Annotated in this window: 21 protein-coding genes and 1 pseudogene; 12 read left to right on the plus strand and 10 right to left on the minus strand. The window is 70.6% G+C overall.

What is annotated here, in order from left to right:
- Positions 1–120: 120 nt before the first annotated feature.
- Positions 121–993 (plus strand): class I SAM-dependent methyltransferase, encoded by an 873-nt coding sequence (locus M4V62_RS01965; protein ID WP_249585440.1) that lies wholly within the window; start codon positions 121–123, stop codon positions 991–993.
- Positions 994–1029: 36 nt separating this feature from the next.
- Positions 1030–3114, plus strand: a complete 2085-nt coding sequence (gene ligA / locus M4V62_RS01970) for an NAD-dependent DNA ligase LigA (RefSeq protein WP_249585441.1) — start codon at positions 1030–1032, stop codon at positions 3112–3114.
- A 93-nt stretch (positions 3115–3207) separates the two neighbouring features.
- Here ligA and M4V62_RS01975 read toward each other — a convergent pair whose 3' ends face one another.
- Entirely contained in the window at positions 3208–4119 is a 912-nt protein-coding gene (locus M4V62_RS01975; protein ID WP_249585442.1) for an NAD(P)H-binding protein, read from the minus strand.
- Complete coding sequence (locus M4V62_RS01980) at positions 4116–4526, minus strand: nuclear transport factor 2 family protein (RefSeq protein WP_249592663.1); 411 nt, start codon at positions 4524–4526, stop codon at positions 4116–4118. The genes M4V62_RS01975 and M4V62_RS01980 overlap by 4 nt, the downstream gene beginning before the upstream one ends.
- Before the next feature lie 164 nt (positions 4527–4690).
- Between M4V62_RS01980 and M4V62_RS01985 the strand changes: the two genes are divergently transcribed.
- The 3 genes from M4V62_RS01985 (at position 4691) to M4V62_RS01995 (ending at position 8119) form a co-directional block, all read left to right on the plus strand.
- Entirely contained in the window at positions 4691–5530 is an 840-nt protein-coding gene (locus tag M4V62_RS01985) for a helix-turn-helix transcriptional regulator (protein ID WP_249585443.1), read from the plus strand.
- A gap of 316 nt (positions 5531–5846) precedes the next feature.
- Positions 5847–7217, plus strand: a complete 1371-nt coding sequence (locus tag M4V62_RS01990; RefSeq protein ID WP_249592664.1) for an MBL fold metallo-hydrolase — start codon at positions 5847–5849, stop codon at positions 7215–7217.
- Between the two features lie 152 nt (positions 7218–7369).
- Positions 7370–8119 (plus strand): sulfite exporter TauE/SafE family protein, encoded by a 750-nt coding sequence (locus M4V62_RS01995; RefSeq protein ID WP_249585444.1) that lies wholly within the window; start codon positions 7370–7372, stop codon positions 8117–8119.
- A gap of 48 nt (positions 8120–8167) precedes the next feature.
- On the opposite strand, the gene M4V62_RS02000 is transcribed toward M4V62_RS01995, so the two are convergent.
- Positions 8168–9325 (minus strand): FAD-dependent oxidoreductase, encoded by a 1158-nt coding sequence (locus tag M4V62_RS02000; protein ID WP_249585445.1) that lies wholly within the window; start codon positions 9323–9325, stop codon positions 8168–8170.
- Between the two features lie 219 nt (positions 9326–9544).
- On the opposite strand from M4V62_RS02000, the gene M4V62_RS02005 reads away from it, so the two are divergent.
- The 3 genes and pseudogenes from M4V62_RS02005 to M4V62_RS02015 form a co-directional block, all read left to right on the plus strand.
- Positions 9545–10165 (plus strand): TetR/AcrR family transcriptional regulator, encoded by a 621-nt coding sequence (locus M4V62_RS02005; RefSeq protein WP_249585446.1) that lies wholly within the window; start codon positions 9545–9547, stop codon positions 10163–10165.
- A gap of 112 nt (positions 10166–10277) precedes the next feature.
- The gene (locus M4V62_RS02010; RefSeq protein ID WP_249585447.1) at positions 10278–11216 is read left to right on the plus strand and encodes an alpha/beta hydrolase; all 939 of its coding nucleotides are present in this window, start codon (positions 10278–10280) and stop codon (positions 11214–11216) included.
- Positions 11217–11226: 10 nt separating this feature from the next.
- Positions 11227–11820: pseudogene (locus M4V62_RS02015) on the plus strand (helix-turn-helix transcriptional regulator); the annotation flags it as partial.
- 143 nt (positions 11821–11963) lie between these two features.
- On the opposite strand, the gene M4V62_RS02020 reads toward M4V62_RS02015, so the two are convergent.
- The 4 genes from M4V62_RS02020 to M4V62_RS02035 all read right to left on the minus strand — a co-directional run bounded on the left by M4V62_RS02020 (position 11964) and on the right by M4V62_RS02035 (position 15961).
- Positions 11964–12632: a histidine phosphatase family protein gene (locus M4V62_RS02020; protein ID WP_249585448.1), complete on the minus strand. Its 669-nt coding sequence runs from the start codon at positions 12630–12632 to the stop codon at positions 11964–11966.
- A gap of 108 nt (positions 12633–12740) precedes the next feature.
- Positions 12741–13538 carry a bestrophin-like domain gene (locus M4V62_RS02025; protein WP_249585449.1) on the minus strand — a complete coding sequence of 266 codons (798 nt, stop codon included), beginning with the start codon at positions 13536–13538 and terminating at the stop codon, positions 12741–12743.
- Positions 13539–13734: 196 nt separating this feature from the next.
- A complete protein-coding gene (ku, locus tag M4V62_RS02030) occupies positions 13735–14715 on the minus strand; it encodes a non-homologous end joining protein Ku (RefSeq protein WP_249585450.1) in 981 nt (326 codons plus the stop codon).
- Positions 14716–14851: 136 nt separating this feature from the next.
- Positions 14852–15961 carry an FAD-dependent oxidoreductase gene (locus M4V62_RS02035; protein ID WP_249585451.1) on the minus strand — a complete coding sequence of 370 codons (1110 nt, stop codon included), beginning with the start codon at positions 15959–15961 and terminating at the stop codon, positions 14852–14854.
- Between the two features lie 77 nt (positions 15962–16038).
- Here M4V62_RS02035 and M4V62_RS02040 point away from each other — a divergent pair, with 77 nt between their 5' ends.
- Entirely contained in the window at positions 16039–16719 is a 681-nt protein-coding gene (locus M4V62_RS02040; protein ID WP_249585452.1) for a TetR/AcrR family transcriptional regulator, read from the plus strand.
- A 15-nt stretch (positions 16720–16734) separates the two neighbouring features.
- Here the strand turns inward: M4V62_RS02040 and M4V62_RS02045 are convergent, their stop codons facing one another.
- Positions 16735–17166 (minus strand): VOC family protein, encoded by a 432-nt coding sequence (locus tag M4V62_RS02045; RefSeq protein ID WP_249585453.1) that lies wholly within the window; start codon positions 17164–17166, stop codon positions 16735–16737.
- An 85-nt stretch (positions 17167–17251) separates the two neighbouring features.
- Here M4V62_RS02045 and M4V62_RS02050 point away from each other — a divergent pair, with 85 nt between their 5' ends.
- Positions 17252–17959: a GntR family transcriptional regulator gene (locus tag M4V62_RS02050; protein ID WP_249585454.1), complete on the plus strand. Its 708-nt coding sequence runs from the start codon at positions 17252–17254 to the stop codon at positions 17957–17959.
- A 212-nt stretch (positions 17960–18171) separates the two neighbouring features.
- The gene (locus M4V62_RS02055) at positions 18172–19458 is read left to right on the plus strand and encodes a phosphatase PAP2 family protein (RefSeq protein WP_249585455.1); all 1287 of its coding nucleotides are present in this window, start codon (positions 18172–18174) and stop codon (positions 19456–19458) included.
- Here the strand turns inward: M4V62_RS02055 and M4V62_RS02060 are convergent.
- Together M4V62_RS02060 and M4V62_RS02065 are read right to left on the minus strand one after the other, a co-directional pair.
- Entirely contained in the window at positions 19450–20505 is a 1056-nt protein-coding gene (locus M4V62_RS02060) for a hypothetical protein (protein WP_249585456.1), read from the minus strand. The two genes, M4V62_RS02055 and M4V62_RS02060, sit on opposite strands and share 9 nt — an antisense overlap.
- Positions 20505–21713 (minus strand): helix-turn-helix domain-containing protein, encoded by a 1209-nt coding sequence (locus M4V62_RS02065; RefSeq protein ID WP_425575269.1) that lies wholly within the window; start codon positions 21711–21713, stop codon positions 20505–20507. The genes M4V62_RS02060 and M4V62_RS02065 overlap by 1 nt, the downstream gene beginning before the upstream one ends.
- A gap of 650 nt (positions 21714–22363) precedes the next feature.
- On the opposite strand from M4V62_RS02065, the gene M4V62_RS43555 reads away from it, so the two are divergent.
- Positions 22364–22492, plus strand: coding sequence for an LPFR motif small protein (locus tag M4V62_RS43555; protein ID WP_283779064.1), 129 nt, complete (start codon positions 22364–22366; stop codon positions 22490–22492).
- Positions 22493–22503: the final 11 nt, after the last annotated feature.

Here is a 22503-nt window from a genome sequence, read left to right on the forward strand (position 1 = left end):
CTGACCGCACCGAACCGCCACGGCCGGCCGGTTGCGCGTGCGGCAGCGGAGCGGGCCATCTTCTTGCGCACTCCGGGATCCATGGTGCCGTAGCGGCATGATCGATCTAGCGTCGCTGTCATGACCCACACCTCCCCGCACGCGGCCCACGACAGCGCCCACCACCGCCTTCCCCAGCACGATTCGGACGACGACGGCCAGGCGGAGATCCTCGATCTGGACGCGGAAGTACTCGCCGAGCACACCGCGTCCATCACCGCATGGCTGCCCCTCGACCAGGCTCCGCGCCACATCGTGGACCTGGGATGCGGGACGGGCACCGGCACGTTCGCCCTGCTCGCGCGCTTCCCCGCAGCGGAGGTGACCGCCGTCGACGCGTCGGCCCGTCATCTGCGCCGCCTGGCGGAACGGGCCGAGGCGCTCGGCGTGGCCGACCGGGTGCGCACGGTGCCCGCCGATCTCGACGCGGGCTGGCCCGAGCTCGGTGAGCCCGAGCTGGTGTGGGCGTCGGCCTCGATGCATCACATGGCCGACCCGGACCGCGCCCTGCGCGCGGTCCACGATCTGCTCGCCCCCGGTGGCCTGTTCGCCGTCGTGGAGCTGGCCGACTTCCCGCGCTTCCTGCCCACCGACGCCCCGAAGGAGCGGCCCGGCATCGAGGAGCGCTGCCACGCCGCCATGGCGCACCGCGACGCCGAGCACGTGTCGCACCGCGGCGCCGACTGGGGCCCCAAGCTGGCCGCCGCCGGATTCACCGTCGAGGGGAAGCGGACCCTCACCGTGAACGTCGACGGCTCCCGCAGCGCGGCGGTCGGCCGGTACGCGCTCAGCAGCCTGAAGCGCCTGCGCGCCGGAGCCGCCCACGCCCTGACCGCGGAAGACCTCGGCGCCCTCGATCAACTCCTCGACACCGAGAGCCCACACAGCATCCTGCGCCGCAGCGACCTCGCCGTGCGCACCGAACGCACCGTGTGGGCCGCGCGCCGCGCCTGAGCTCGCTGAGGCCGATTGTCAGTGCCTCCGGGCACGATGACTCACATGACAACCTCAGCTCCTGTGTTCGCCGATGCCGCTGCCTACGCGCAGGCGGTCGAGGACGCGTCGAAGGCCGCGGCCGCCTACTACACGGGCGGCACGTCGGCGTTGGACGACGACGCGTACGACCGCCTGGTGCGGGCCATCGCGGAGTTCGAGGCCGAGCACCCCGACCAGGTGCTGCCCCACTCGCCGACCGGGAAGGTCGCAGGCGGCGCCGTGCAGGGCGATGTGCCGCACACGGTGGCCATGCTCAGCCTGGACAACGTCTTCGCGCCCGAGGAGTTCACCACCTGGACCGCCTCCGTGGCCCGCCGGATCGGCCGGGAGGTGACGCGGTGGAACGTACAGCCCAAGCTGGACGGCCTGGCCATCGCCGCCCGCTACACCGACGGCCGCCTCACCCGGATTGTCACCCGCGGGGACGGCACGGCCGGAGAGGACGTCTCGCATGCCATCGGCACCATCGAGGGCCTGCCCGGCCGGCTCACCGAGCCGGTCACCGTGGAGGTGCGGGGCGAAGTCCTGATGACCACCGGCCAGTTCGAGCACGCCAACACGGTGCGCACCGCGCACGGCGGCGCCCCGTTCGCCAACCCGCGCAATGCCGCGGCGGGCACCCTGCGGGCCAAGGACCGCGCGTACACAGTGCCGATGACGTTCTTCGCCTACGGCCTGCTGCCCCTGCCCACCACTCCCGCCGACGCCGCCGGGCACCTGGCCGAGCTGGCCCACGGCGACCTCCTCCAGTACGCCGCCGATCTCGGCGTGCGGACTCCGGCCGGCACATCGGTGCCCGGCGTCACGCTGGAGAGCGTCGAGGACGTGCTGGCCCGGGTGGAGGAGATCGCCGCGCTGCGGGCCGAACTGCCCTTCGGGATCGACGGGATCGTCATCAAGGCCGACCTCGCCGCCGACCAGCAGGCCGCCGGATCCGGAAGCCGGGCCCCTCGCTGGGCAATCGCGTTCAAGCTGCCCGCCGTCGAGAAGATCACCAAGCTGATCGACGTGGAGTGGAACGTCGGCCGCACCGGCATCATCGCCCCGCGCGCCGTCCTGGAGCCGGTCGACATCGACGGCTCCACCGTCACGTACGCGACGCTGCACAACCCCTCCGACATCACCCGGCGCGACCTGCGCATCGGCGACCAGGTGATGGTCTACAAGGCGGGCGACATCATCCCCCGCGTCGAAGCCCCGGTCGCCCACCTGCGCACCGGGGACGAACAGCCGATCGTCTTCCCCGAGGTGTGCCCGCAGTGCGGCTCCCCCATCGATGCCGGCGAGCAGCGCTGGCGGTGCGAACGCGGCCGCGACTGCCACCTGGTCGCCTCGCTGTCGTACGCCGCCGGGCGCGACCAGCTCGACATCGAGGGCCTCGGCGCGAGCCGCGTCGTGCAACTTGTCGACGCGGGCCTGGTCGCCGACATCGCCGACCTCTTCACCCTCACCCGCGAACAGCTCCTGGGCCTGGAGCGGATGGGCGAGACCAGCACGGACAACCTCCTGGCCGCGATCGAGACGGCCAAGACCCAGCCCCTCTCCCGGGTCCTGTGCGCACTGGGCGTGCGCGGCACCGGCCGCTCCATGTCCCGCCGCATCGCCCGGCACTTCGCCACCATGGACCACATCCGTGCCGCCGACGCGGAGGCGATGCAGCAGGTCGAGGGCATCGGCAGCGAGAAGGCCCCCGTCATCGTGGCCGAGCTGACCGAACTCGCCCCGGTCATCGACAAACTCACCGCGACCGGTGTGAACATGACCGAGCCCGGCGCCACACCCCCCACCCCCGACGACCGGACCGAGACCGGCACACCAGCGGCCCCGGGCCCGCTGGACGGCATGACCGTGGTCGTCACGGGCGCCATGACCGGCCCGTTGGAACAGCTCAGCCGCAACCAGATGAACGAACTGATCGAACGCGCCGGCGGCAAGTCGTCCTCCAGCGTCTCCAAGCGCACCAGCCTGGTCGTCGCCGGGGAAGGCGCGGGGTCCAAGCGCGCCAAGGCCGAGTCGCTCGACATCCGTCTGGCCACCCCGGACGAATTCGCCGAGCTCGTGGCCGCCCTGCTCACCTGACCACCCCACGCACAAGAAGGGTGGGCCCGCCACGTGCGAACGGAAACGGGCCCACCCACAGCGTCCTTGGGAACGCATGCGGCCACCGTACGATCACCCGCGCCGCCCCGCATGCCGAGCAGGCGCTTCCCGAACTCCTCGTCGCCCCGAAGAACCGCGCGGCGCCCACTCGGTCGCGTGGTCCTGGACGAACTCGGCGAAGGAGCGGGGCGGGCGGCCGGTCAGGTCGAGCACCGCCGTGCTGACCTGATCGTCCCGGCCGGCCCTGATGCCGTCTTCCACAGCGGCGAGGGCGGCGGCGAACTCGGCGGACATGCCTGCGGCCTGATGGTTCGCCGCCTGTTCGTCGGTGCCGATGCGCACCACCCGGACCGGCCGTCCGGTGCGGGCGGCAATGATCGCCGCCGCGTCCGGGTGACTCAGTGCCTTCGGCCCGGTGAGCAGGTGGTCTCGCCGGTCATCAGGTTCGACGCCGGGGTCGGCCAGCAGGACGGAGGCCGTGGCCGCGATGTCCCGTACGTCGATCCAGCCGATGCGGCCGTCACCGGCGGCGGTGCGGATCTCGCCGTGCCGCCGGATCCGCTCCCCCAGCGGGTGCGGGCGAAGGAAGTTCTGCATGAACCCGGAGGCGCGAAGCACGGCCCACCCCGGCCGTGCCCGCACCCGCGCGGCAAGCTCCAGCGCGCCGGGAGCGTTCGGCAGCACGACGGCGGAGCCGAGGAGCACCACCCGGCGTACGCCGAGCCGTTCCGCCTCCGCCAGGAAGGGACCGACCAGCGGCATCGGATCCACGGAGTGCGTCGGAGGCACCAGGAAGATCCGGTCCATCCCGCGCAGCGCTGCCGGATGGGTGGCCGGATCTCCCCAGTCGAACCGGACCGCGGCAGGGTCGCCGGCAGACGGGGTGCGGCTCGCCACCCGGAGCGGCACGCCGTTGCCGCGCAACAGTTGGACCAGCGCGCGCCCGGTCTTGCCGGTGCCACCGGTCACCAGCCCGCCGGTCATCGGGTCGCCTCGGGGCTCAGCGAGTCGAGGAACTCGGGCAGCGTCCCGGCCGCAGAGGCGGTGGCCAGCGGGTTCCAGTAGTCGCGGTAGCGGTGGATCAGACCGTCCTTGACGGTGATCACCACGATGTAGTCCAACCGATAGGCCTCTCCACTGCTCACCGTGTGCCCCTCCCCGGTGAACTCCACGACGATCGTGTCCGGCCGTTCCGTGTGGTGCACGGTGACCGCGGGGATCTCTCGCACGTCCATCAGCTCCGGTAGGCGGCCCAGGTAGGTGCGGACCTCTTCCCGCCCGGTCAGCCGACGCGGCGAGGTCCCCATGGCGAACGGGAACTCGGCGGTGCCGTCATCCGCCCAGAGGCCGGCGGCGGCGTCCATGTCCTTGGCCAGCAGCAGCTCCAGCATCCGACGGAACGTCTCCTCGGGAGAGCTCGGCACGGTGTCCTCCAATGTCCAACGGGGCGTGACCAGTTCAGACTGGTCGGCGGCCCGCCCCCGTGGAACCGACGGCTGAGCCCCGGACCGGCAGTCCGTGGCTAAGCCGGACGCCCCGTGCCACCATGGACGAAATGAGCAGAGCCGAACTGGCCGACTTTCTGCGCCGCCGACGGGAAGCACTGCGCCCGGCCCAGATGCCGGCCACGGCGATCCACCCGCCGGGCCGACGCGCCCGGCGCACTCCTGGGCTTCGCCGCGAAGAGGTCGCCGCGCTGGCCGGGGTGTCGGTCAGCTACTACGAGCGGCTCGAGCAGGCCCGCGCGGCGCGCCCGTCCCCGGAGGTCCTTGCGGTCCTGGGTACGGCGCTGCGGCTCACTGTCACGGAGCGCGAGCACATGGCGCGGCTGGCCGGTCAGGTCCCGCCCGGCACGGAGGCCGATCGGCGGCCTGTGCCCGCCGAGGCCCAAGGGCTGCTCGACCGGCTCGGGTCGATACCCGCCTATCTGGTCGACGAGCGGCAGGACATCGTGGCCTGGAACAGCGCGGCGTCCGCGCTGATCATCGATTTCGGGCTGCTGCCCGCCGAGGAGCGCAACACCGTACGGCTCGCCATCCGGCTGGGCGGCACCTTCTGCCGGGCACCGGCAGGCGAGGAGCGCGAGTTCGCCCGGCAATTCGCCGCCCAACTGCGCGCGGCAGCCGCCCGCTACCCCGACGACCGCTCCCTCCCCGAACTGATCAATGAACTCGCCGCGCACAGCCCGGAATTCCTGGCGGGCTGGCGCGACCACGACGTACGGCCCGTACCGATGCTGCGGAAGTTCCTGCGTCACCCAGAGCTGGGCGATCTGGAAGTGGTCTGCCAAACCCTGTTGCTGCCCGGCACCGGCCTCCAACTGGCGATGTACACCGCGGAACCGGGCAGCCCGAGCGCCACCGCGCTCGCCCGGCTCGGAGCCCGCAGCGAGTGACCGGGCTCACCGGCGACGCCCTCGATGTGCAGGAGTAGCAATTCTTTCTGCCGCTTCTGCTGAACGTCGCACACAGTGGGCGTACTTGCTGCACCGATCACCCGCCGCGACGGGAGCCGAGCGCCATGCAGAGCGCCACGGCCACACCAGTGGGATCGAGGCCTGGGAAGCGGCCGGGCTGCCGGTCGTGTCCGGTCCCACGGGGAAGTAACCGGGTGTAGGGCAGCGGGCCGACCGTTCCGTCGCGTCCCGTCCCGTCCCGTCCCCCAAAGCCCGTCACGTGATCCACCGCTTTCTCGCGAAGGGAACCATGGCCATGTTCTTCGTCGACACCCTGACGTTCGAGGGCCTGGGAAACCGCAGTTATCTGTCCGGCGGCGCACGTGCCGCCGTCGTCGTCGACCCGCCGCGCGACATCGACCAGTTGATCGCGGCGGCGACGAAGCGCGGGGTGCGCATCGTGTACGTGGCGGAGACCCACGTGCACAACGACTACGTCACCGGAGGCCTTGAGCTGGCTCGCATCACGGGCGCCGTCTACCTGGTGCCATCGGCGGCTCACGTGTCCTTCGCCCGAACCCCGGTCGCCGACGGTGACACGCTCGAGGTGGACGAGGGTCTGGTGCTGCGTGCCATCGCCACTCCCGGTCACACGCCCCACCACACCTCGTACGTCCTTGAGGAGGACGGCCGCGGTGTGGCGGCGTTCACCGGCGGCTCCCTGCTGATCGGCACGGTGGGGCGGCCGGACCTGGTGGAGCCGCGGCTGACCGAGCAACTGGCCCGTGCCCAGCACGCCTCCGCGCACCGGCTGGCCGACGAGCTGGACGACACGGTGCCGGTGCTCCCCACCCACGGCTTCGGCAGTTTCTGCTCCTCCTCCCAAGCCCAGGGGGACGCGACCACGATCGGCAAGGAACGCAGGGCCAACGACGCGCTCATCCTCGATGTGGACACCTTCGTCGCCCGGACACTCGCGAGCCTGGAGGAAGTGCCCGCCTACTACACGCACATGGGCCCGATCAACGCCGCCGGTCCCGCCCCTGTCGACCTCACCCCGCCCGCGCCCGCCGACGCCGGACAGATCGCCGAGCGGCTGGCCGCCGGAGAGTGGGTGGTGGACCTCCGCAACCGGGTCGCCTTCGCCGAGGGACACGTGGCCGGGACGTTCAACTTCGAAGGCGACGGCAAGCTCGCCACGTATCTCGCCTGGCTGATCCCCTGGGGCAAGCCCGTCACGCTGCTGGCCGAGACGGCCGCCCAGATCGCCGACGCACAGCGCGAACTGACCCGCGTGGGCATCGACCGTCCGGCCGCCTCCGCCACCGGCGGCCCGGCGAGCTGGCTCCGCGAGGGCGAACGCGCAGCGTCGTTCCCGCGCGCCACCTTCGCCGACCTCGCCGAGGCCCGCCGGTGCGGCGCGGGGGCGCTGGTGCTCGACGTACGCCGTGATTCCGAACGCGCCGCCGGACACATCACCGGCTCGGTGCACATCCCGGTCCATGAACTGCGCCTGCGGACCGACGAGATACCGGACGGCACGGTGTGGGTCCACTGCGCCGGAGGGATGCGCGCCGCGATCGCCGCCTCTCTCCTGGACGCCGCAGGACGGCAGGTCGTCGCGGTCGACGACGGCCTCGACGCCGCGGGCTACGCGGGCCTGCCCCTCACCACCCCCCGTGCCTGAACACCACCTGACCCACAAGCGCGAAGGCCCACGATGTCCCACCTCGACAGTGGTCACAGCCGCCCTGCCCTTGAACAGGCCCTGCACCACACTGGCGACGGCACCGCCGTGCCGTCGGTGGGCGAGATATCCGGGCAGGGCGGCCGAGCCGCGTGAGCACCCTCGTCCTGGCCTTGGTCGCGGGGGCCGTGGTCGGCCTGGCGCTCGGCGCCCTCGGCGGCGGGGGCAGTGTCCTCGCCGTGCCCGCGTTGATCTACCTGCTCGGCTTCACACCCGCGGCGGCCACCACCGCGAGCCTGGTCATCGTCACCGCTACCTCGCTGACCGCCCTGTACGGCCATGCCCGGTCCGGTCACGTGCGGTGGAAGGCCGGGGCCCTGTTCGCCGCCGCCGGTCTCCTGCCCGCGGCGCTCGCAGGAGCCGCCGCGAGCCGCCTGCCCCAGGCCGCCCTCACCATCGCGTTCGGCGTCATCGCGGGCCTCGCCGCGCTCATGATGCTGCGTCCGGCACCGGCGGCCGGTGCGGGGGACGGCACGGTGCGGCCTGCGAAGGCGGCGGGCACCGGGGCGGGCCTCGGCGCGCTGACCGGTCTCCTGGGAGTGGGGGGAGGCTTCCTCGCGGTACCGGCGCTGGTCACCGTGCTGGCGTTCGAGATGCAGGCTGCGATCGGCACCAGTCTGCTGGTCATCTCGGCCAACTCACTGGCTTCCCTGGCCACCCGAGGGGCCACCGTCGCGGGGCTCGACTGGTCGGCCATCGGCCCGTTCGCCGCCGCCGCACTCCTCGGCGCGTGGGACGGCAAACGCCTGGCTCTCAAGGCCTCCGGTCCCCTGCTGCAGCGCTCCTTCGCGTTCGTGCTGCTGGCGGTGGCGGCGTTCATGCTCCTCGACGCCGTCGTGTGACGCGCAGCCGCGCGAGTTTCAGTGGTGCTGCTTTCAGTGGTGCCGCTTTCAGTGGTGCTGCGTCATGTGGGCGAGGGTCTGTGCGGCGCTGTCAGGTGCGAAGGCGCCGTTGATTCCCTCTGCGGCTCCTGCGGCGGCTTCGGCGGAGCGCGGCAGGAGGACTTTCTCGTACGCGGTGATGGCCTGGTCGACGGTGGGGTGGTCGATGAGCGCCCGGGCGAGGTCGGCGCCGTCGAGCATGGCGAGGTTGGCGCCCATCCCGGAGAAGGGGGACATGAGGTGGGCGGCGTCGCCGAGGAGGGTGAGGCCGGGGGTGTGGGGCCAGGTGTGCGGGACGGGAAGGGCGTACAGGGGGCGGTTGGTATAGCCGGTGTCCGTGCCGGTGATGAAGCCGAGCAGGTCGGGGCTCCAACCGGTGAACTCATCGAGGAGAGCGTCGCGTACGGCTGCGGTGTCGGTGAGGTCGAGTCCGGCCTGCCGGTGCCAGTTCTCGTCGGTGCGCATGCCGATGTAGATGCGGATGTGTCCGCCGCTGTTGCGCTGAGCGACGAAGCCCTGGTTGTCGTCGAGGGCCATCATGGTGCCGTCGCCGGTGAGTTCGGCGAGGCGGGGGTGGCGGTGGTCGGCATCGCTGAGCCCGGCCTCGACGAAGGTGACGCCGGTGTAGACCGGCGTCGCGTCGGACAGGAGACGGCGGACCTGGGACCAGGCACCGTCGGCCCCGATGACGAGGTCGGCGTCGGCGGCGGCGATCGTGGCGTCGGCGAAGTGCAGGCGATGGGTGCCGTCTTTGAGCGGGTCGACGCGCGTGAGCTTGTGGCCCCAGCGCACGGTGCCCGGCTTGAGGGAATCGAGGAGGAGGCCGCGCAGTTGGCCGCGGTCTATTTCGGGGTTGCCCTCGGTGGCGTCGGCCGCGGGCGGGGCGGCGTCGAACAGGATCCGCCCGTCCCGGCCAACCAGTCGCATCTGCTGGCCCTCGGGACGTGCCTCGGCCAGGAAGTCGTCCAGCAATCCGGCTGTACGCAGGGCGTGTTGGCCGGAGCCGGGATGCATGTCGAGGGTGCCGCCCTGGTCGCGGGCGGCGCGGGAGGCGTCGGCGTCGTAGACGGTGGCGGCGATGCCGTGCTCCTGGAGGATGCGGGCGCAGGTCAGGCCGCCGGGACCGGCGCCGATGATCGCGATACGGGGTGCGGGGGTGGTGGTCATGGTGGTTCTCCGTTTCTGCGGCACGGCAAGGCCGAGCCGCGGTGTGGCTTCGCGTGGGTGGGTGTTCTTCGACGATTCGCGCGGAGAGGCGGCAAGGCGGTTCTGGCGCCGGGCGCCGCGCAGTGCGCCTCACGGCCGCTACTCCAGAAGAGCACACCGACTCAATAAGTGCAACGACTCAACTTTTGAAGCTGAGCAACCGAAGGGTAGAGTCCAGGTATGACCGATACGGACAGCGATACCGACACCGAGGCGGGCGCCCCGTCGGCACCGATGGGACGCCGCGAGCGCAAGAAGGCCGCCACCCGCCAGGCCATCGCCGATGCGGCACTGCGCCTTTTCCTGGAGCGCGGATACGACGACGTCGGCATCCGGGAGATCGCGGATGCCGCAGACGTGTCCACCACCACGCTGTTCAAGCACTTCCCGGTCAAGGAAGCCCTCGTCTTCGATGAGGACGCCGCCCGGGAAGCCGGGCTGCTCGCCGCCGTACGGGAGCGTCCCCAGGGCCGGTCCATCCCGGCGGCGCTGCGCGAACACGCACTGCGGCACCGTATGGCGGCCACGGACGGCGACGACCGCTTCACAGCCTTCTTCGGCCTGGTCAACACCACCCCGGCCCTGCGCGACTACCTCCAGAACATGTGGCTGCGTCACACCTCAGCCCTGGCCCTGGCCATCGCCGACGAAAGCGGCCTGCCCGCGGACGACCCCGCCTGCACCGCCCTGGCCCACTTCGCCCTCGAAGCCCCCCGCGCCGCTCGCGGCCACGACGACCCTCGCCAGGCCATCACCCGCGCCTTCGAGATCCTGGAGAGCGGCTGGCGCGATGTCGGCTGAGGAGTCCGCCTAATCGCAGCGTGCAGGAGCACTCCCGCACGCCACCTTGTGACGCGGCTCACGAGGAAAGGGTGACAGGGCGTTGTCGCGAGCGCCTGCGACCGTCGGCAGCATGACGATCACAGACGAGGACTGCCTCACCGAGACCCTGAAGTTCAACGAGAGTTTCGCCGCAGCTGCCGCGAGCCGCCCGGCCCGCGAAGTGACGCCGGACGCAACCCTCCTGGCCACCCTGCGGCGCAACCGGCTCGGCGGCGACACACCACCCGTGAGACTCCCGCAGGGGCAGGACCGCGTTGTCGCGGGCGGGGTGAGAGTCCGGGCGTTCGTGCCCGACCACGTCGACGGCGTGTACCTGCACATCCACGGCGGCGGCTGGGCGTTCGGCTCCGCGGACGGGCAGGATCAGAAGCTCTGGCGCCTTGCCGAGCAGGCACGTCTGGCCGTGGTGAGCGTGGAGTACCGCCTCGCGCCGGAACACCCCTTCCCCGCCGGCCTTGACGACTGTGAAGCGGCCGCCCGGTGGCTGGTGGACCACGCCTCGGTCGAATTCGGTACGCAACGGCTGCTGATCGGCGGCGAGTCGGCCGGCGCGCACCTGACCGTCGCGACACTGCTGCGCCTTCGCGACCGGCACGGCATCACCGGTGCGTTCCGGGCGGCTCACCTGCTCTTCGGCCCGTACGACCTGTCGATGACACCCAGTCAGCGAGCGTTCGGATCACGGCAGTTGCTGAGCAACACCGACACGCTCCGGCGGACCTACGAGCTGTTCACGCCGGGCATGGGAGCGGAACAGCGCCGCGCTCCCGAGGTCTCACCGCTGTTCGCCGACCTGACCGGACTGCCGCCCGCCCGGATCGTCGTCGGCACCGAGGATCCGCTGCGGGACGACTCGCTGTTCCTGGCCGCACGTTGGCAGGCGGCAGGTGCGTCCGTGCAGCTCGGTGTCGTCGCCGGTGCCATGCACGGCTTCACCCTGTTCCCGCTGACCATCACCGAGCGGGAACTGCGGCGCGAGCGGGACTTCCTGTCCGCAGCGGGACGGTAGCGTCGGCGACGTGAACCGCACTGCTCGGCTCTACGCGCTGGTGGAAGAGTTGCGCGCGGCGGCGCCACGGCCGCTGACGGTCGCGGCGCTCGCCGCGCGATTCGAGGTGAGTACGCGCACGGCGCAGCGCGACCTCCAGGCGCTGATGGAAGCGGGCGTGCCCGTACGCACCACACCCGGTCGGGGCGGGGGCTGGTCGATCGACCCGGAGATGACCCTGCCCCCGATCCGTTTCACCGCCGATGAGGCCTCGGCCCTGGCCGTCGCGCTCGCCGCGGCCGACGCCTCCGCTCCGTACGCCGGTGCGGCCCGCACGGCAGCGCAGAAGATCGCGGTCTCGATGACCGGTCCCGCATCGGCGGCGGCACAGGAGCTCGCCGCACGGATCGTCGCGCTGCCGTCACGGGCCGACTCCACGGTCCGCGCCGCGGTGGAGAAGGCCCTCACCACCAACACGGTCCTGCGGCTGTCCTACATCGACGCGGCGGGACGCGAGAGCGACCGTGTGGTGGAGCCGGCCGGACTGCTCACCGCCGGCGGCCGGTGGTACCTCATCGCCTGGTGCCGCACGCGACGGGCGGGCCGGGGCTTCCGGCTCGACCGGGTCGCAGCGGCAGCCACGACCGACGAGCGGGCTCAGCCCCATGACCTGACCGAACTGCTGCTCGGCTCGACCGCCGCGGGCGCGGTTCAGCCCGGCGCGCTGGCCCCGCTCACGCCCCCGCCCGAGAGCCCCCGGGCCGAGTCTCAGACCGCCGGAACGGTGGCCTCCCCCGCCGGGCCGCTGTCCTCCTCGGGCGAGTCGCCTTCCGGGCCCAGCGGGCTGCCCTCCCAGACCAGGGTCCGCCAGCCCTCTTCGGGTGAGCCCGCGAGGACGACCACGCCCGTGTTGCCCAACGGGTGACTCGCCGCGTACGCCACGTCGACGTTGGCCGCCCGAGCCGCCACCCACATCCGGATCGCGGCACCGTGGCTGACCATCGCCACCGTCTCGGCTCCCGTCGCGGCGGCCTCGGCGACGACGGCGTCGAAGCGCCCCAGGGCCTCCACGCCGTTCTCGCCGCCGGGCATCCGGCGCTCGGTGTCACCCCCGGACCAGGCGAAGGCCGTGGCGAGGTAAGCGGCGGCGGCCTCGTCGTCGCCTCGCATCTCCAGGTCGCCGGCGACCAGCTCCCGGATCCCGTCCCGGACCTGGACCTCGAGCCCTGTCGCGGCGGCCAGCGGCGCGGCCGTCAGCTGGGTACGCACCAGCGTGGACGCGTAAAGGGCAGCGATCTTCTCCCCCGCCAAGGCCTGCGGCAGCGCACCCGCCTGTTCCTGCCCGAGCGTCGTCAGCCCCGGGCCCGGCGCCCCGGTGTCCAAGAGGTGCTTGACGTTGGACGGGGTCTGGCCATGACGTATGAGCAGCAAGCGCATGCGGGGACTACCTCCACTGGATGGAACAAGCCCTTCCACTCTGCCACCCGAGCCCACCGCCCCGACGTGTGGATAGCAGTGGCAGTCGTACGGGCATTGCGGGACGGGTCACGTGGCACGCCGGTTGCCCTTGTCGTCGCACGGCAGGTCGGCAGGCTGATGGTGCACGAGGAAGTCGCGGTTGGCCTGGCGTTCGACCTCTGCGATCGCAGTGGGCTTGACCTTGATGATGCCGTCGAAGGGCCGGTCGACGTCACGGATGATGCACAGCGTCACCGTCAGGAGCGCGGTGATCACCGTCAGGACGACGAGCTGGCCGCGGTTGTTCCTGCGGGGCAGGCAGACGGCGAGAGCCACGACGGTGATGGCGAGGGTGGCGAGCAGGAACCAGAAGATGGCACTGGGGATGCTGGCGGTGGCCTGCGTGAGGCGCTCCTCGCGCTCGTCGGACCGCTTGTTGTCGGCGGCGATCAGCATGCCGAAGACCGGCTTGCCCTCCAGACCGCGGAAGGAGCGCCGGACGTCCGTCGACCACACGCTGGGCGCGGCCGCCCCGCTGCCGTCGGCCATGGCGGGCCACTCCTGGGTGCGCACGGCACGTGCGTAGCAGACGGCGTCCGCCTGGACCCGTTCCCGCTCCTCCGCCGACGCGTACTCGGCGATCTCGGTGAGCTGGTCGAGCGCGCGCGCCTCGCCGCGCGATGCGACCTCGGCCTTGCCGTAGGAGCCCGATGCGGTGACCAGCACGAAAGCCAGCAGGAGGACAGTCAGCGTCAGCAACGGGCCGACAAGATCCTTGACGGCCATACCGGTGTCGTCGTCGGGCATCAGCCGCGGCCGCAGGAATCGGTTCGCCGCAAGCCCTGCGCACAGGGCGAGTACGGCGACGACGATGACGAGGACCACTGATACCTCCTGAGCAGACGACAGACTCCGCCATGCAGCGAATCCGCGGTGATCATGACCTGCTCTGCGGCGCCCGAAAGCACGGAACGTTCGATCGCCCTCGAACGGGCGATGCGCTTGCGCCGGAAGCCCCGCTGGCTCGGTCGCTCACGGGATCACTGGCGAGGCGCTGACCATCAGCGCGAACCCTGACGGATCAAGCAGTGCGCCGCGGCTTCCGCGCGGCCGTCTTCTTGCCCGCGGTCTTCTTCGCGGCGGAGGACTTCTTCGCCACGGAGGTCTTGGCCGCCGTCGTCTTTTTCGCGGTCTTCTTGGCCGCGGTCGTGGCCGCGGTCTTCTTCTTCGGCTTCTTCGGCATCTCGTGGACCGTCGCGTCCTTACCGGTCTCGCCGCGGGCCGACTGAGCCTTCTGTACGGACTCCTGGAGCGCGGCCATGAGGTCGAGGACCTGCCCAGCGGGCGCCTCCTCCTCTTCCATCTCCGGCGGCTTCTTCCCCTCCGCCTTCGCCTCGATGACCCGCTCGAGGGCTTCGGTGTAGCGGTCGGTGGCCCAGTCCTGGTCGGCGATGCCGTCCGTGGTCATGGAGTCGATGAGCAGTATGGCCCGGTCGATCTCGTCGTCGTCCAGCTCCATCGCCTTGGGGGCCAGCTCCTTGGGATCCCGGACTTCGTCGTCCCACTTCATGGCGTGCAGCAGGATCACGTCGTCCTGCACACGCAGCAGGCCCAGTCTCTCGCGCCCGTGCCACGCGAACTTCGCGACGGCGGCCTTGCTGTTCCGTTCGAGGGCTTTGCGCAGGAGCGTGTAGGGCTTGTTCGCGACCTGCCCGTCGGCCTGCAGGTAGTAGCCCTCGCCGATCCGGATCGGATCGATCGATTCGTAGGGCACGAAGCCGGCGATCTCGATCGCCTTCGCGGTCGGGAGCGGCATCTCGTCGAGCTCGGCATCAGTGACCGCCACGATCGTGTCTTTGCTGACCTCGAACCCCTTGCCGATCTCGGCGTTCGTGAGCTGCTTGCCGTCGAGGTCGCAGATCTTCCGCGTGCGGACCCGGCTCATGTCCTCGAGGTGGTACTGGTGGAACGAGATCGAGTGGTTCTCGGTGGCGGGCAGCACCTTGATCGGGATCGTGACCAGACCGAACGAGATCGCGCCGGACCAGACGGGGCGGGGCATGAGATACCTCCGGAGTGCGTCGGACGTGAGACGGACCTCCCGTGAACAGTCTCCTGGCAACCCGTCCCGTCAGCCACTGGTCCGCGTCGGGGCACACCGGTCGGACGACCGGTTTCCTGGTCGTCCTTGATCACCTTCAGCCAGGTTGGAAGAAGGCGAGCAATTTCTGGGCGGCGTCCGGCGACGTCAGCAATTCCTGCATGTCAGCGGACATGCGGGCGGCGGCGCTGGTGCGCTCGAACATCTCGCGTTCGTATTCCTTGACGGCGGCGGGAAGGTCGTCCGGGTGCGCGGCCAGCGCCAGACCGAGCAGGGCGCCGTCGAGCAGCGCCATGTTGGCGCCCTCCCCCACCGGCGGCATCAGGTGCGCGGCATCGCCGAGCAGCGTGACGTCCGGCTTCGACGGCCAGGTCAGGCCGGCCGGGAGAGTGGCGATCGACCGCGGCACGACCGAGTCGTCGCAGGCCTCGATCAGCGCGATGAACCGTGGGTCCCAGCCGGGGAGCAGGTCGATCAGCCGTGCCCGCGCGGCGGCCGGGTCGTCGAACGGGATCCCGCTGGTGGCGAACCAGTCCTCGGCGGTGCCGTAGAAGCTGAGGCCGATGCGAACGCGGCCGTCTCCGTTGCGCTGCGCCGCCAGGGACAGCCCCTTGCCGAGCACCCAGTAGTTGCCGCGCCCGACCATCGCCGCGAGGTCGGGGTGCGTCCGGTCGATGTCGGGAATGCCGATCTCGACGACGTTCTGGCCGATATGCACCGGGCGGGCATCGGTGAGCAGCGCACGGACCCGGGAGTACGCACCGTCCGCGCCGACCAGCAGGTCGTACGTCGCGCTGCTCCCGTCGGCGAAGTGCAGCAGGCCGTCGCCTGCGGATTCGAACGCGCGCCCCCAGCGCACCACGCCGTCGGGGAGGGAATCCAGCAGCAGGTCGCGCAGATCGGCGCGATCGACCTCGGGGCGGTCCATCGGAGCGTCGTCGGGTGTGTCCTCCTGGAACAGGAGGGTGCCATCCGGCTCGAGAAGGCTCATGTCCTGGCCTTCACCGCGGGCGATCTCGTAGAACTGGTCGATCAGTCCGGCCTCGCGCAGCGCCCGCTGGCCGGAGTGGATGTCGAGCATGCCGCCCTGACCGCGCGCACCACGTGACGATTCACGTTCATACACCACGGAATCTATGCCGTTCACGTGCAGCACGCGGGCAAGAGCCAGGCCGCCGGGGCCGGCTCCGATGATGGCGATGGTCATGGTTACCTCTCACCTCTCGTCGATACACCGTATTGGTCGATACACTGTATCGCTCGATGCAATGTATTGTGAGCGGCATGTTGGTGTGGGAGAGGCCGGAGCCACCGAATCGACCCGCGCCGGCCCAGCTGAGCCGGGACCGGATCGTGCGAGCGGCGATCCAGTTGGCCGACGCGGACGGCCTGGAGGCGGTGTCGCTGCGCAAGGTCGCCACCGCGCTGGGCGTCGGGCCGATGCGGCTGTACAGCTACATCGACGGCAAGGAGGAACTGCTCGACCTGATGGTCGACGCGGTCCACGCCGAGATCCGGCCGGTCGGAGACGACTGGCGGGAGGCGCTGCGGTCCCTCGCCGAAACCACCCGGCAGGCCGCTCATGAGCACGAATGGCTCGCCGACCTGCTCGGCGGCCGACCGCAGCTCGGGCCGAACGCCCTGGCGAGCGGGGAAGCCGTCATGGCCGCACTGGGCGACGTCGACGTCGACGCCATCATGCCGGTGGTCTCCACAGTCAACGCGTACGTGATCGGCGCGGTGCGGCGGGAGATCGCCGAGCGGCGTGCCGAGCGGGCCACCGGGATGGACGAGAAGCGCTGGCAGGCCTCACTCGGGCCCTACCTGGAGCGGACCTTCGCCACCGGCCGATTCCCCGCGCTGGCCACGGTGGTGCGCGACGCCGCCCATCTGGACGCCGACCACACCTTCCGGATCGGCCTCGACTTCCTGCTCGACGGCATCGAAGCCCGCATCTCAAAGTGACACGGAGGCCACTGGTCAAGCGGCGAAGACCTGGGAGTCATCGGCGAACGCCTTGAACTCCAGGGCGTTGCCGGCCGGGTCGAGGAGGAACATCGTCCACTGCTCGCCCTTCTGACCCTGGAAGCGGACATAGGGCTCGATGACGAAGTCGGTGCCCGCCGCGTACAGCCGCTCGGCGAGCTTCTGGAACGCGGGGATCGTCAGGATCAGCCCGAAGTGCGGCACGGGGACGTCGTGGCCGTCGACCGGATTGTGGATGCGCTGGGCGCGTTCGGGTGCGAGGTGGGTGACGAACTGGTGGCCGTGCAGATTCCAGTCCACCCAGGTGTCCGCGCTGCGGCCCTGCTCCAGGCCCAGGATCTCGCCGTAGAAGTGACGGGCGGCGGCCAGGTCGTCGACCGGCATGGCCAGGTGGAACCGCGGGATCGGGGAGTCGAGAGCGGTCATGACATGCCTTCCTGACAGGGGGACACCATGCGACAACCCGCCAATGTTAACATTCGGACATTCACCGAGGAGGCGTTCACCGGACATGAGTGATCAGGGAAAGGTGTCCCCGGCTCGGCGTCGAGGCCTGGCCGACGAGGTCGCGGACCGCATCCGCGAGGCCATCTTCAGCGGCGCCTACGCCCCCGGCGCGCAACTGCGCGAGGTGGAGCTGTCCGGCGAGATGGACGTCAGCCGCGGCCCCGTGCGCGAAGGGCTGCGGCTCCTTGAGCGCGAGGGCCTGGTCCACTGCGCATGGCACCGGGGCACGACGGTAACGACTCTGTCCGCCGAGGACGTCGGCGAACTCGACAGCCTGCGCGGCGCCCTGGAGGATCTCGCCGTACGTCAGGTGATCATTCGCGCATCGGGCGAGGATCTCGCGTCGGTCGCGAAGACGGCCGACATGATGGAGCGGGCCGTGGACGCACACGAGATGGTGCGCTGTGACATCGCCTTCCACGACGCGGTGTTCGCCGCCGCGGGACACCAACGCCTCGCCGACGCCTGGGACGGCATCCGGTGCCAGGTCCACCTGTTCCTGCTGACCCGGATCGGCCGCAGCACCGAGGGATACCTCGACTGCATCCCGCGCGAGCACCGTGGGCTCGTCGACGCGCTGCGCGCCCGCGACACCGGCGCCGCCCTCGACCTGTTCGCCGCACACCGCCGCCACGCCGTGGACGTGATCACCGGCACCGCGAACACAAGCCGACCGGAAAGCTCAGTTGGCGGGGATCAGGCGACCAAGTGAACCCACCCACACCACTCCGCTAACATGATCGAACTCACAACGAGTGCCCTGATCGCCCGTACTTCACCAGAAACCATGCTATCTAGCACGAAGAGTGAGCTATTTAATTAACATCTAACAAATCGGCCAAACCATTGATATCTATAGCATCTCAAGTGTTTTCGCGAAAAAACTGCAGAGCGGTGTTCGCCGCGTGGCGTCAGCCACGGGCGATGCTGTGGACCGCGGCAGCCGTGGTGGCCCTCGGGTTCCTCATCGTGCTGGAGATCGCCGCGCGTCACTACGGCGTACCGGGGCCGATCGCCAATCAGGTGCGAGAGGTGGTGTTCGCCCCCAAATCAGGGCCGTTGCTCTACGCCTCGATGGCGTTGATGATGGTGGTTCTCACCTGGCGGCAACGGTTCATCGCGGCCGGCATCGCGGTCGGCATCGACGTCGTCTTCTTCCTGGTGCGGTGGGCCGTCGGCGCCGAGATGATGTTCGGCAACGGCGCGTTGTGGGTGATGTTGGGCTATGCCGTCATCGCCGTCACGCGCCGCACCGGCGCGGAACGTGTCCTGCTCCTGAAGGGCGTCGGACTCGGCCTGCTTCTGGTGGCCGGCCGCAAGACGGGCGACATCTGGCTGCTCATCACGTCGAAGACCCGCCCGACGGTGCTCGATCAGTACGTGGCGACCGCCGATCACGCGCTGGGCAACCCCTCTTGGGTGGTGGGCAGGTTGGTCAACGCCACCGGTCCGATCGGCGCGCATGTCCTCGACTACGTCTACATCCAGCTCGCGGTGGCAGCGGTCATCGTCGCGCTGTACCAGCTGCGCAACGTGGCCGTCGAGCGCCGCTTCCCGGGCCATCATCTGGTGCGCACCTTCTTGGTCATCGGCCTCCTGGGGCCGGCCATCTACATGATCTTCCCGGTGGTCGGACCGATCTTCACCTACGGCGACGGCGCCTTCGGCACCGGCGGTGAGCAATGGGCCCTGGCCAACCTGTGGCCGCACACGCCGCCGCCGCTCGCCGCCCCGCACGAGATACCCTTCGACGAGATCACGCCGCGCAACTGCATGCCCAGCCTGCACACGGCGTGGGCCACCACGATCTTCATCCACTCCCGCAAGGGCCCACGACTTCTGCGATACGCGGGCGTGTTCTGGCTGACGGCCACGCTCGGCGCGACGCTGGGATTCGGCTATCACTACGGCGTGGACATCATCGCCGGCGTCGTGTTCGCCTTCACGATCGACGCGGCCCTGCGGGCACTCGACCGTGGCTGGGACCGCTCAGGAATCCAGCTGGTCGCGTACGGCACAACGGTCTTCACGCTGCTCTTGGTGTCGTATCGCTTTCTGCCGATGCAGATGGCCAAGCACCCGGGCATTTTCGGGCCACTGCTCATACTGGCGATGGCATCAGTGGTCTACGGCTATATGCGGACCACCAGGCTGTGGGAGCCGAAGGTCGCACCCGTTCAGCAGGCGGAACCGCAACCTGAACTAGTTTGAGGCGGCGGGGCCTTGGCTTTCCGCACGAGGCCCCGGCTGGCGCCGGAAGCGATCGAGGGCCGTGGCGCGCTCGTGGTAGGGGATGCGTGACAGCCGGGAGACCATGGACCACATCTCCCGTTCGGCGGCCAGCTCCTGGGGGATTTCAAGGCCCAGAGTCTCCGCCAGAGGATGCCGGCCGACGTTCACCAGGGCCCGTACGGCCGCGGCCCATTCGTCGGTGGCGACGACGGCGCTGCGGTACCACACGGGGATGAGCGTCAGGAGCACGGCTGCCGTCGTGATCACCACGGGGGTGTCGGCGCCCGGGGAGGCGAACGTGGCCAGGGCGCCGAGCAGGACGACGACGTGGCCGTAGAGCAGGCAGACGAAGAAGTCGACGCTGGTGCGGGCCGTGTCGACTTGTCGGCGTGCCTGCTCGGGGGCCGTGGCACTCAGCTCGTTCCACAGCAGTTGCGAGTCGAGCCGGTAGCGGTCGTAGGCGTACTCCTCGAAGCGGCGGATCGCGTTGCCGAGTTGGGTGGGCGCCAACTGGCCGTCGTCGACGGGGTAGCGCGCGAGGCGCTCCTGCAGCAGAGCGCGGCGGATCACGGTGCTGCGGAGGTCGCTGTGACGGTGCCGGGCCACGCGCGGATGGCTTCGGAGGCGGGCGAGGTCCGCCGCTTGGGCAGGCGGTAGTGCGCTCTCGGCCTCCCGCCTCTCCAGACGCATGACCGTCAGACGGTCCGCGAGGCCCTGGCTGCGCTCACGGTGGCGGCGGCAGCCGTACGCGTAGGCGAAGGAAGGCCAGAGCAGGTAGCCCTCCAGGATCCTGTAGAGCGGATTCTGCAGGGCGTTGAGGACCAGGCCCAGCATCAACGAAGCGGTGAGGAAGGCGAGCGCCCACCTGCCCTCGGCCAGGCCCGCGAGGCGCGCGAAGGGCGGCAGGCCGCGCAGACCGGGCAGCAGGGCCGCACTGAGGACGGCGAGGTTGAGCGCGGTCGGCAGGATCCAGCCGACCAGCAGGCTCCAGGCACCGCCGAGCGCTCCCTTCGCGATGTCTCCCATCAGTCGCGGGAACTTGGCCGTGCAGGGTGTGGTGTCACCCGCGGGGTGGGGCCGGGGGCAGCAGTGGCCGGGTCGGGCCACTCGTCGTCGTCCGGGGCGGGCGAAGGGCCGGGCGAGGTGTGCAGGTACGGTCCGCGCGCCCCCGCTGCGCCGATCCGTCCGGCCTGGGGCGTGGGCGGATGACCGGTCGGCTCCATCGGCCTGTCGCTCCGCGGGCGACGGGCCCTGTACGCAGCCCGGTAGGCAGCGGGCGAGGAGCCGAGCTCGCGCCGGAAGGCCTCGCGGAACGCCGTCGCCGACCGGAAGCCGCAGCGGCCCGCGATCTCGTCCACCGGGTAGTCCGACGTCTCCAGCAGCCGTTGCGCCTGCAGAACTCGCTGGGTGATCAGCCACTGCTTGGGGGCGCTGCCCGTCAGGGCGCGGAAGCGACGGTCGAAGGTACGCCGTGCCATGTACGCGCGTGCGGCCAGCGTCTCCACGTCGAACTGCTCGTGGAGATGTTCCAGGGCCCAGGCGACGGCCTCGGCGAGCGGGTCGGTGCCGATCTCCTCGGGCAGAAACCTGTCGAGGCGGCGCTTTAGGCCGCCGGTCGTGCGCGCAGGCACGACGAGCCTGCGGGCGAGTGCGCTCGCCGCCTCGTTGCCGTGGTCGGTGCGCACGATGTGCACGCACAGATCGATTCCGGCCGAGGTACCCGCGCTCGTGAGCACGTCCCCGTCGTCCACGAACAGCTCACGCGGGTCCACACGCACCGACGGGTAGCGCTTGGCCAGCGTCGGCGCGTACATCCAGTGCGTCGTCGCCGGACGGCCGTCCAGCAGACCCGCCGCGGCGAGGGCGAAGGCACCCGTGTTGAGCCCGACGATGCGGGCACCCTCCTCGTGCGCCTGGCGCAGTGCGTCGAGCGCCTCCTGCGGCGGCGGCGATGTGATCGACCGCCAGGCCGGCACGACGACCGTGCCCGCCCGCGAGATCGCCTCCAGGCCGTACGGAGCGCTGAGTTCCAGACCCCCTGTGGTGCGCAGCGGTCCTTCCTCGCCGCCGCACACCAGCAACCGGTAGCGCGGTACTCCGGCGTCCTGGCGGTCGATCCCGAACACCGACAGCGGTATGGAACTCTCGAAGATGGGGCCACCGCTGAACAGCAGCACCGCGACGATCTCCTTGCGGCGGCGCCCGGAGAGTTTCCGGGCCCCGGCATCGTGCACGGCGGCGACGGACGACGCCCGCGGCCGGTCGACCGGGTCGGGGCTCGGGGCCGCCGACGGGCCGTCCTGAGGAGTCCGGGGCGAGAGGTGGCGCAGCAGCGATTCGAGTCGCTCGGCGGCCCGCGGGGCGTTTCGCAGCGCTCGCCACACGTGCATGCGCCACTCGGCCTCCACGTCGGCGGCTATTTCCCGCTCTCCCCGGTCCTTGGCCCGGATCAGGTCCGCACGGGCCTGGTCCAGCCTGTCCCGGGCCTCGTCCGCGCGGGTGCCGCCATCGGACTCGTCGGCTGCCAGCACCTCGACGAGGGCGTCACGGACCGTCCGCCAGGAACCCTTCAGCATGTGCTCGACCAGCAGGGCGGCACCAGCCGCAGCGAGCTCCCTCAACGTGCCTACCCCCGTTGTCCGATGCGGGAAAAGCCGACCGCTGCATCCCAGGAACGTGGACTCCTGATGTACGGCAGCCACGGTAGGAGTCCACGGCCACTCTTGAACAGGTATCCGCAGAACCGCTGCGCTCACTCCCCTGCGGCCGAGAGCGCCGAATTCCGGAACAGCGGGCCTTACGTTTCCGTCGTCGTTCGCAGGGCAACCGGCAGAGGACAAACCAAGTCGACGAGAAAGTAAAGACGTTCTATGGAGGTCCCGACATGCTGAAGGCCATTGCAGATGTTCTCCGATCCATCGGTGGAGCGATTGCCACGGTGGTCACGCTGCCCTTCCGAGTCGTCGCACGACTCTTCGGCGGAGCCTCTTCCAGCGCCCACGGCCACCATTGAGCCCGGAGAGG

This window comes from Streptomyces durmitorensis (assembly GCF_023498005.1).
Classification (GTDB): domain Bacteria; phylum Actinomycetota; class Actinomycetes; order Streptomycetales; family Streptomycetaceae; genus Streptomyces; species Streptomyces durmitorensis.

What these genes read in the sequence shown, in the direction of transcription:
- M4V62_RS01965 (WP_249585440.1), top strand. Translation starts at nt 121, where the DNA reads ATGACCCACACCTCCCCGCACGCGGCCCACGACAGCGCCCACCACCGC.
- ligA (WP_249585441.1), top strand. Translation starts at nt 1,030, where the DNA reads ATGACTCACATGACAACCTCAGCTCCTGTGTTCGCCGATGCCGCTGCC.
- M4V62_RS01975 (WP_249585442.1), bottom strand. Translation starts at nt 4,119, where the DNA reads ATGACCGGCGGGCTGGTGACCGGTGGCACCGGCAAGACCGGGCGCGCG.
- M4V62_RS01980 (WP_249592663.1), bottom strand. Translation starts at nt 4,526, where the DNA reads ATGCTGGAGCTGCTGCTGGCCAAGGACATGGACGCCGCCGCCGGCCTC.
- M4V62_RS01985 (WP_249585443.1), top strand. Translation starts at nt 4,691, where the DNA reads ATGAGCAGAGCCGAACTGGCCGACTTTCTGCGCCGCCGACGGGAAGCA.
- M4V62_RS01990 (WP_249592664.1), top strand. Translation starts at nt 5,847, where the DNA reads ATGTTCTTCGTCGACACCCTGACGTTCGAGGGCCTGGGAAACCGCAGT.
- M4V62_RS02000 (WP_249585445.1), bottom strand. Translation starts at nt 9,325, where the DNA reads ATGACCACCACCCCCGCACCCCGTATCGCGATCATCGGCGCCGGTCCC.
- M4V62_RS02005 (WP_249585446.1), top strand. Translation starts at nt 9,545, where the DNA reads ATGACCGATACGGACAGCGATACCGACACCGAGGCGGGCGCCCCGTCG.
- M4V62_RS02010 (WP_249585447.1), top strand. Translation starts at nt 10,278, where the DNA reads ATGACGATCACAGACGAGGACTGCCTCACCGAGACCCTGAAGTTCAAC.
- M4V62_RS02020 (WP_249585448.1), bottom strand. Translation starts at nt 12,632, where the DNA reads ATGCGCTTGCTGCTCATACGTCATGGCCAGACCCCGTCCAACGTCAAG.
- ku (WP_249585450.1), bottom strand. Translation starts at nt 14,715, where the DNA reads ATGCCCCGCCCCGTCTGGTCCGGCGCGATCTCGTTCGGTCTGGTCACG.
- M4V62_RS02035 (WP_249585451.1), bottom strand. Translation starts at nt 15,961, where the DNA reads ATGACCATCGCCATCATCGGAGCCGGCCCCGGCGGCCTGGCTCTTGCC.
- M4V62_RS02040 (WP_249585452.1), top strand. Translation starts at nt 16,039, where the DNA reads ATGTTGGTGTGGGAGAGGCCGGAGCCACCGAATCGACCCGCGCCGGCC.
- M4V62_RS02045 (WP_249585453.1), bottom strand. Translation starts at nt 17,166, where the DNA reads ATGACCGCTCTCGACTCCCCGATCCCGCGGTTCCACCTGGCCATGCCG.
- M4V62_RS02050 (WP_249585454.1), top strand. Translation starts at nt 17,252, where the DNA reads ATGAGTGATCAGGGAAAGGTGTCCCCGGCTCGGCGTCGAGGCCTGGCC.
- M4V62_RS02055 (WP_249585455.1), top strand. Translation starts at nt 18,172, where the DNA reads ATGCTGTGGACCGCGGCAGCCGTGGTGGCCCTCGGGTTCCTCATCGTG.
- M4V62_RS02060 (WP_249585456.1), bottom strand. Translation starts at nt 20,505, where the DNA reads ATGGGAGACATCGCGAAGGGAGCGCTCGGCGGTGCCTGGAGCCTGCTG.
- M4V62_RS43555 (WP_283779064.1), top strand. Translation starts at nt 22,364, where the DNA reads ATGCTGAAGGCCATTGCAGATGTTCTCCGATCCATCGGTGGAGCGATT.